At 37.7% G+C, this 8,501-nt stretch carries 9 protein-coding genes; 3 read left to right on the forward strand and 6 right to left on the reverse strand.

What is annotated here, in order from left to right; translation table 11 throughout:
- The first annotated feature begins 41 nt into the window (after positions 1-41).
- The 3 genes from trpB to GSY74_RS06730 all read left to right on the forward strand — a co-directional run bounded on the left by trpB (position 42) and on the right by GSY74_RS06730 (position 3,173).
- Positions 42-1,250 carry a tryptophan synthase subunit beta gene (trpB, locus tag GSY74_RS06720; RefSeq protein ID WP_164664344.1) on the forward strand — a complete coding sequence of 403 codons (1,209 nt, stop codon included), beginning with the start codon at positions 42-44 and terminating at the stop codon, positions 1,248-1,250.
- A 90-nt stretch (positions 1,251-1,340) separates the two neighbouring features.
- Entirely contained in the window at positions 1,341-2,804 is a 1,464-nt protein-coding gene (locus tag GSY74_RS06725; protein ID WP_164664336.1) for a leucyl aminopeptidase, read from the forward strand.
- Positions 2,805-3,173, forward strand: a complete 369-nt coding sequence (locus GSY74_RS06730) for a VanZ family protein (RefSeq protein ID WP_164664337.1) — start codon at positions 2,805-2,807, stop codon at positions 3,171-3,173.
- Between the two features lie 163 nt (positions 3,174-3,336).
- Here the strand turns inward: GSY74_RS06730 and GSY74_RS06735 are convergent, their stop codons facing one another.
- The 6 genes from GSY74_RS06735 to GSY74_RS06760 all read right to left on the reverse strand — a co-directional run bounded on the left by GSY74_RS06735 (position 3,337) and on the right by GSY74_RS06760 (position 8,275).
- Complete coding sequence (locus GSY74_RS06735) at positions 3,337-3,528, reverse strand: DUF2892 domain-containing protein (RefSeq protein WP_164664338.1); 192 nt, start codon at positions 3,526-3,528, stop codon at positions 3,337-3,339.
- 48 nt (positions 3,529-3,576) lie between these two features.
- Complete coding sequence (locus GSY74_RS06740) at positions 3,577-4,146, reverse strand: phosphoribosyltransferase family protein (RefSeq protein WP_164664339.1); 570 nt, start codon at positions 4,144-4,146, stop codon at positions 3,577-3,579.
- 3 nt (positions 4,147-4,149) lie between these two features.
- A complete protein-coding gene (locus GSY74_RS06745) occupies positions 4,150-4,599 on the reverse strand; it encodes a hypothetical protein (RefSeq protein WP_164664340.1) in 450 nt (149 codons plus the stop codon).
- Between the two features lie 92 nt (positions 4,600-4,691).
- Complete coding sequence (lepA, locus tag GSY74_RS06750) at positions 4,692-6,500, reverse strand: translation elongation factor 4 (RefSeq protein ID WP_164664341.1); 1,809 nt, start codon at positions 6,498-6,500, stop codon at positions 4,692-4,694.
- A gap of 35 nt (positions 6,501-6,535) precedes the next feature.
- Positions 6,536-7,471, reverse strand: a complete 936-nt coding sequence (locus tag GSY74_RS06755) for a ribose-phosphate pyrophosphokinase (RefSeq protein WP_164664342.1) — start codon at positions 7,469-7,471, stop codon at positions 6,536-6,538.
- Between the two features lie 81 nt (positions 7,472-7,552).
- On the reverse strand, positions 7,553-8,275 hold the full coding sequence (locus tag GSY74_RS06760) for a M48 family metallopeptidase (protein WP_164664343.1): 723 nt from the start codon (positions 8,273-8,275) through the stop codon (positions 7,553-7,555).
- Positions 8,276-8,501: the final 226 nt, after the last annotated feature.

Here is an 8,501-nt window from a genome sequence, read left to right on the forward strand (position 1 = left end):
AAACTACTTTAAAAAGAAGATTTATGAAAAACTACACAGATATATATATCCCAAAACCAAGCCCCCATGACCCTGATACCAATGGTCATTTTGGAAAATTTGGTGGAAGATTTGTGCCTGAGACACTGATGCCAGCACTTGAACAACTGCGACTTGACTATGAAGCTGTACGATTTGACAAAGATTTCTGGTCAGAAGTTGACTACTACTACAAAAACTATGTTGGTCGCCCCTCAGCACTCTATTTTGCAGAGAATATCTCCAAAGAGCTAAATGCAAAAATCTATCTAAAAAGAGAAGACCTCAACCATACAGGTGCTCACAAGATAAACCATACCGTAGCTCAAGCTGTTTTGGCTAAACGACTTGGCAAAAAAAAGGTCATTGCTGAGACAGGTGCTGGACAACATGGTGTGGCGACTGCGACTGTGGCTGCCCTTTTTGGATTAGAGTGTGAAGTTTTTATGGGAGCCAAAGATGTGGCAAGACAAGAGCTTAATGTCTTTCGGATGAAACTCCTTGGAGCCAAAGTTCACTCTGTAGAGTCTGGAAGCAAAACACTCAAAGATGCAATGAACGATGCTATCCGTCACTGGGTAACCCATGCTAGAGATACCTACTACATCATAGGAACCGTAGCAGGACCACACCCCTACCCTATGATGATAAGAGATATACAATCTATTATAGGTTGGGAGGCGAAATCACAACTAGATGCTGTAGAGGGTTGTCTGCCTGATAAAATCATAGCATGTATAGGTGGTGGTTCGAATGCTCTTGGTATATTTAACCACTTTTTGCAAGATGAGTCTGTAGAGTGTATCGGTATAGAAGCAGGAGGATTTGGGCTTGACTCCAAACACGGATGTTCTCTTGCAAAAGGAAGCCCAGGAGTTCTACACGGTCAGCTTAGTTATCTACTTCAAGATGATGATGGACAGGTTCAAGAGGCTCACTCTATCTCTGCTGGTCTTGACTACCCAGGGATTGGACCTGAACACTCTTTTTTCAAAGATAACAGTATCGTAACTTATGACTATATTACAGATGATGAGGCGATGGATGCATTTGTCTGGCTTTCACAAAAAGAGGGGATAATCCCTGCATTTGAGAGTTCTCATGCTGTAGCCTATCTTAAGAAGATGAAAAAAAAGGATATTGAGGGCAAAACTATCCTAGTCAACCTCTCTGGGCGTGGAGATAAAGATATGATACAAGCACAAGATATTTTAAAAGAGCAGTTTCAATAACCGTAGGGTGCATTTTAATGCACCTAAAAACAATTTATTAAAAAAATATAAAGGTGCATTCAAATGCACCCTACAAGGAAAAAACAAAATATGAATTTTAAATTAACAATTAACCCGATAGAAGATATAAAAGCCGATATAGAGATAATCATAATATCAGAAAAAAACCTAGACCACAGATTTGTCCAAGATAAAGAACTACTAGAGAAGAGTGGTTTTAAATCAAGTCAAGATGAGACTTGTCTACTGATAGAGAGAGATAGACTATATGTGGCTGTAGAAAATATCTCTAGTATAAATGTTAGAACTGCCATAGCAACAGCTATCAGAGTTTTGGCAAACAAATCGTATAAATCTATTAAAATAGCTTCTTATATGAATCACCCAAAATGTACAACAGTACTTAGAGGAATGGTAGAGGGGTTTGTTCTCGGAGCTTATGTTTTTGACAGATACAAGAGTGAAAAATCTAAACTATCAATAGAGGATATAACCATCTCACTAGATGAGTACAATGAGTACCAACTAGATATAGAAGCGTGTACAAGAGCGATGAACAATGGAGAGATAGTAGCCAATGCTACAAACTTCACAAGAGATATTGTCAATACTCCTCCTGATGACTGCTACCCTAAGGTTATGGCAAAAATCGCAAAGAATATGGCAAAAGAGAATGGATTAGAGTGCATTATCATAAAACCAAAAGAGCTCAAAAAAGAGAAGATGGAGACTCTACTAGCTGTTGCTCGTGCTTCTCGTCACAAGCCAAGAGTTATCCATCTAGCACACAAACCAGAAAACCCAAAAGCTATAGTTACTCTAGTGGGAAAAGGTCTCACTTATGATTCAGGTGGACTTAGTCTTAAACCATCTGACTTTATGGTAACGATGAAATCAGACAAGAGTGGAGGTTCAGCAGTTATTGGAATTATGAAAGCTATATCGGAGATGAACCTACCTGTTGAAGTTCATGGATTTATAGGGGCTGTTGAGAATATGATAGGAGGAGATGCATATAAACCTGATGATGTATTGGTGGCTAAAAATGGAAAAACTATTGAGATACGAAATACCGATGCAGAGGGTCGTTTGGTCTTGGCTGATACCCTATGTTATGCTCAACAAGAGGTAAAAGCTGACTATATATTTGATATGGCAACACTTACAGGTGCATCTGTTGTGGGTGTGGGTCACTACACTTCAACGATTATGGGAAATAGTGATAAGGTCAAAGATAGCATTATCAAATATGCAAAAATCTCTGGAGAGTTTGCAACCAAACTTGATTTTAACCGATACCTCAAAAAATCAATAAAAAGTGAGATAGCTGACATCTGTAATATCTCAAACACAAGATATGGAGGAGCTATAACAGCAGGTCAATTCCTAGAAAACTTCATAGATGATGACCACAAAGATAAGTGGGTTCACATAGATATAGCAGGTCCTGCCTTTGTTGAACACTCTTGGGGAGAGAACCCACATGGTGCATCTGGTGCAGGGGTTAGAATGATGACTAGATTTATAGAGGGGTTGGCTCGTCCAAAAAAGTAGATGATACATACACTAATGCCCAAAAAGTACTATAAAGTACTTTTTTATATAACTGTTATAGCTGTATTTATCTTGGCTATTACTCCAAGTAGTCATAGAGATGTAGTACCAAATATGGATAAGATACTACATATGTTAGCCTTTTTTGTCCTATCACTGGAACTCAATCGTGCCTCTTCTACAATGGAACACCGTCTAAGAAATATGGGTCTATTAGTGGCTTTTGGTATTTTTATTGAGTTTGTACAGTCATTAACTCCTACAAGAGAAGCATCTTTTTATGATATTGTTGCAGATGTTGTAGGGATTTTGCTCTTTCAGCTTCTATACTCACTATTAAGGTTTTATCGATATACAAAGAGTAGTTAAGAGAGCTGTAGGTTTGAACCAAATAGTTCGGGTGTAAACACTCCGATTCCGAAAATGCAGATGGCATATAAGGAAACGACGGCTTTAGCCTCGCTATATTATTGGGCTGAAGCCTCCGATTCCAAATGAACGGTGGGCTTAAAAGCAACCACCTTACAAAAAATTATTTTTTACCCATCAATGGACACTGCTTCGTAATTCCACACAGTGGACAGAAGTTAACAAGACCAGCGATTAGAGGGATAGCACCTAGATAAAACCAACTATTACCACTGTATAGACCATATCCTATCAATCCAGCTCCAAGCACAATCCTAAACGGTTGGCAGAACTTACTCATTTTTTTTGCATTCATATATTTTTCCTTTGAAATTTTAATTTGTGCAATTTAACATAATTACGCTTATGTATTAGCCAAAGTGAGAGCAAAAAGCACTTTGACTCTATTTTTTTCCAAAACTCTCTTTGCCTCTTGCAGTGTTGTACCTGTAGTAATAATATCATCTACTAAAATCACCTCTATATCTTCTAATCCTGTATACTGAAAATCACGAGGATTCTCTAGTCGAAACTGCAAATCTTTTCCTGCATAATTTACCAAATTTGTAGCCATAAGTTTGGAATAGAGAACCTTTGAGTTTTTATAAGACAACTGCTCTGTCAAAAGTGAGACATGACTATACCCACTCTTTACATTTTCATCTACTCCAACTATATAGACAACTCTGCTATCTTCTTTTATAAAATTCTTAATAAATGGTCTAAACGACTGCTTTGCTAATGCTCTATAGACGATGTAACCTTGGGGAGTATGTTTAGTCAGAAGCAGATCTTCTATATTTTGATATTTAAAAAAGCTATAAACCTCTAATGAACCAATCTTTCTTTTAGAGATAGATGGTTTTAGAAGTTTATTTTGACAAAGTTTGCAAAAAGTTTGCCAACTTAGTTTGTGACAACTCAAACATCGCACAGTTTATAGAATATCTCTTATTACAATGGCATAGTGAAGCACAAGAAAATTCAAAATAAAAATTCCCATAGATGACCCACGAGACAAAATAGTCTCTAGCTTAGTTCTCTCTTTTCCATTAGTTCTAAATGCTATAACTGTATGGATTATAGTAATAACGGTCATAATAGCGACAAGAATCAACTTCTCTCGCAAAGCAGAGGTAACAACATCATCCACGCTCTCATCAAAAAGTATATAGATAAGTCCATTGTCAATAATCATAAGCGTACCAGTTATCAACAGAACAACCAAAGCCCCCATCTCAAAATAACCAAATATCGGACCAACTCGTGGATAGACCGCCTGTTGATCCTCCTTATCTTTTAACGAAATCCCCAAAACAAACATAAAAACAGAGCCACCTATCCAAGATAGTGCAGCGATTAAGTGAAAGTGTATCTCCCAACCCAAATTATTTCCTTTTAAACCCTAAGGCTGAATATTTAATAATACTATTATACCTTAATATTTGTGGAGTAAAAGTTGTGTCATATCAATAAAATTTAGTCTAGTTTTAGCACAGCCATAAAAGCCTCTTGAGGCACATTAACAGACCCAATAGCTTTCATCCGTTTCTTACCAGCTTTCTGCTTATCCAAAAGCTTTCTTTTTCGAGTAATATCCCCACCATAACACTTAGCCGTTACATTTTTACCCATCGACTTCACATTGGTTCGTGCGATAACATTGTTGCCAATACTAGCTTGAATAGCCACCTCAAATAGCTGTCGTGGAATCAGCTCTTTTAGATTTTGAACAAAAGCCAATCCTTTGGTTCTAGCTTTCTCCTCTGGTACAATAATGGAAAGTGCATCCACCACTTCACCTGCTACCTTGATGTCAAGTTTCACAAGTTTTCCTACTCTAAAACCGATAGGCTCATAGTCAAAACTTGCATACCCTTTACTGGTACTCTTGAGTTTATCGTAGAAATCCATCACAATCTCATTCATCGGAACATCATACTCCAAAAGTACACGCTCTTCATTGATATAATCCATCTTAATCTGAAGACCACGACGGTCATTTAGCAGTTTAATGATATTTCCAAGAAACTCTGTAGGTGTTAAAATAGTCGCTTTGATATATGGTTCATAGATATCTTTTATCTTCTGTGCCTCTGGTAAATCAAAAGGATTTTGAATCTCTATTCGCTCACCATTATTCTGCTCTACCTCATAGACAACCGTAGGGGCAGACGCGATAAGCTCTAAGTTAAACTCTCTCTCCAATCGCTCTTTAATCACCTCCATGTGTAATAAGCCCAAGAATCCTGTCCTAAATCCTGACCCCAAAGCGAGTGAGCTTTCAGGTTCAAAAGAGATAGAGCTATCATTTAGTTTTAGTTTATTGAGAGCATCTCTCAACTCTTCAAATTTATCCGTCTCTATGGGATAAATTCCCGCAAAAACAAAGGGTTTAGCAGGTGCAAAACCATCAATTATCTCAGCTGTTGGGTTAGAAGCATCGGTTATGGTATCACCCACTTGCAGACCATCAACTGTCTTTTGACCAGTAACCACTATACCAATTTCACCTGTTTTTATCTTGGAGGTTTTGATAGGAGCGATAGGGTTTGGGTACATCAAATCAAGTACCACATGCTCCTCTTTGGTACTCATAATCTGAATTTTTTTACCTTTTTCTATATTCCCATCATAGACACGAACCAGTGCCAAAGCACCCAGATAATTATCAAACCAACTATCATAAATAAGAGCTTTACACGAAGCATTTTCATCACCTGTTGGTGCAGGGATTCTATCTACAATCGCATCAATAAGTTCTGGAACGCCTTCCCCTGTCTTGGCAGAGACCAAAGAGTGTTCAGTACAATCCAGACCGATAGCCTCTTCAACCTCCATCAAAACTTTATCTGGGTCGGCAGCGGGCAAATCTATCTTGTTAACAACAGGAACCAACTCTAGGTCATTCTCCAACGCAATATAGACACTGGCGATGGTCTGTGCCTCAACACCTTGTGCCGCGTCTATAATCAACAATGCACCCTCACTCGAAGCCAAAGAGCGACTCACCTCATAAGAGAAGTCAACATGCCCAGGGGTGTCTATGAGATTTAGGATATAGTGTTCTCCATCTCTCTCATAATTGAGTCTCACGGATTGAGCTTTGATAGTGATTCCACGCTCTTTTTCAATATCCATCGTATCCATGACTTGTGCCGACATTTTTCTATCTGATACAGCACTACACTCTTGGATAATTCTATCTGCTAGTGTTGACTTACCGTGGTCAATATGTGCTATAATCGAAAAATTTCGTATATTTGCTTGTGGTATATCTTTTGCCATTTTACCCCTTTGTAGGTTCGGTAACACCGAACATTTTAATTGGTTTCAAAAAGAGAGTTTACACTCTCATTATTATAAACTCTTCTGATTACCTCACCCAACATCTTAGCAGTCGAGAGAACTTTTATCTTATCTGATGTTCGTGTAATTGGTATAGTATTTGTAATCACCAACTCATCCAATGCCCCATTTTCGATTCTATCATAAGCAGGACCTGATAAAACAGGGTGAGTACAACATGCCATAACTGAAGTAGCACCAAGATTTTTAAGAGCCTCCGCAGCTTTTACCATAGTTCCTGCTGTATCAACCATATCATCTATCATAATAACATCTTTGCCCTCAACATTACCGATGATATTCATCACCTCTGACTCATTGGCTTTCTCTCGTCTCTTGTCAACGATAACCATATCAAGCCCCATAGTCTTTGCAAAATATCTAGCTCGTGCAACACCACCAATATCTGGACTAGCAACCACTGGATTTTTGAGATTTTTAGACTTTACATAGTCATTAAAAAGTACTGCACCATAGAGGTTATCCACAGGAATATCAAAAAAACCTTGTATCTGTGAAGCATGTAAATCAACCGTTACCACCCTCGTAATTCCTGCTGTCTCCATAAGATTGGCTACCAGTTTAGCAGTAATTGGAACTCTAGGTTCTGCTTTTCTATCTTGCCTCGCATAGCCATAATATGGAACAACAGCTGTAATAGATTTTGCAGAAGAGCGTTTCAGAGCATCTACCATAATAAGCAGTTCCATAAGATTAAAGTTTGCTGGTGCAGATGTTGGCTGAATAATAAATACATCTTTACCTCTAACACTCTCTTCAATTTTGATATTTATCTCATTATCAGAAAATCTTGTAATCTTGGCTTTGGAGAGTGGTTGTTCGAGATATTTTGATATCTCTTCTGAAAGTTCCTCATTTGCTGTACCCGAAAAAAGCATATACCCTGTCATATTTTATCTACCTTGTCATTATATAATTAATCGAATTCTACCCTTATTTTCATAATAGAGTGATGTGTGTAAGGATTTTCACTAAATCATTTTCTCAAAAGCTCGAATCTCCTCTTTTCTAAATTTATAATCCACAAGATACTCCCCCACCAATCCCCAAAAATCAGCCGAATGATTCTTCTCTTGGATATGTGCCAACTCATGCACCACCACATACTCAACAAGAGAAGAGGGCAACTTCATCAAGTGATAATTCAGAGAGATTCTATCACGAGAACTACAAGACCCCCAACGAGTCTTGGCTTTTCTAAACCCAACATAAGTAGGAACAAGCCCCATCCTCTTTGACCACTCCTCTACCATAGGATTTATCTTCTCTATCGCTTTTTGCTTATAGAACGAATCAATATTCCACACTATCTCCTCTTGAGTCACATCAGGCTGTGTGGTGATAATAAACTTCGAGTTAGTAAACTCTAGTTTTGCATTTTTGAGTTCTCTATCCTCTCTTATCTCCAGATAATAGCTCTTGCCCAAGTAGTAAATCTGTGAACCAGTGACCATCTTCTCTTCCACTTTTTTAGCTTTTAAATCATCCATATGCTTCACTATCCAAGCTGATTTTTTACTCACAAAAGCCTTAATCTCTCTCATACTTGTACTTCTGTTGGTCTTGACCAAAACTCCATCTCGTGTCACTTGGATATAGCTGTTTTTGAGTCGATGTTTTCGCAATAACTCAAACTCAATCATTCGCGTTCCATACGCGATACTATGCAAAGCTTTTGGCATCAAAATAGTCATAATTTTCCTCTTCTATCTCATCTTTAAAATCAAAATATTCATAATCGCTTTTTCAATATCATGTTTTCCTAAAATATTTGTTTCCTTCGACGCAGAGCATCGGAGAATTAAACCCTACCATAGATTAAATAGATGTTAAAATTAATCTAATTTAGCTATATTTGCACAAAACTAAATTCAAGGGTAACAAAATTGAATATAACAGAAAAAATTAAAAGTTTATTAG

This window comes from Sulfurovum sp. bin170 (assembly GCF_010892395.1).
Lineage (GTDB): Bacteria > Campylobacterota > Campylobacteria > Campylobacterales > Sulfurovaceae > UBA1140.

Bases quoted from the DNA above. Each gene is read 5' to 3' on its own strand.
- GSY74_RS06725 (WP_164664336.1), top strand. From the start codon at position 1,341: ATGAATTTTAAATTAACAATTAACCCGATAGAAGATATAAAAGCCGAT.
- GSY74_RS06730 (WP_164664337.1), top strand. From the start codon at position 2,805: ATGATACATACACTAATGCCCAAAAAGTACTATAAAGTACTTTTTTAT.
- GSY74_RS06735 (WP_164664338.1), bottom strand. From the start codon at position 3,528: ATGAATGCAAAAAAAATGAGTAAGTTCTGCCAACCGTTTAGGATTGTG.
- lepA (WP_164664341.1), bottom strand. From the start codon at position 6,500: ATGGCAAAAGATATACCACAAGCAAATATACGAAATTTTTCGATTATA.
- GSY74_RS06755 (WP_164664342.1), bottom strand. From the start codon at position 7,471: ATGACAGGGTATATGCTTTTTTCGGGTACAGCAAATGAGGAACTTTCA.
- GSY74_RS06760 (WP_164664343.1), bottom strand. From the start codon at position 8,275: ATGACTATTTTGATGCCAAAAGCTTTGCATAGTATCGCGTATGGAACG.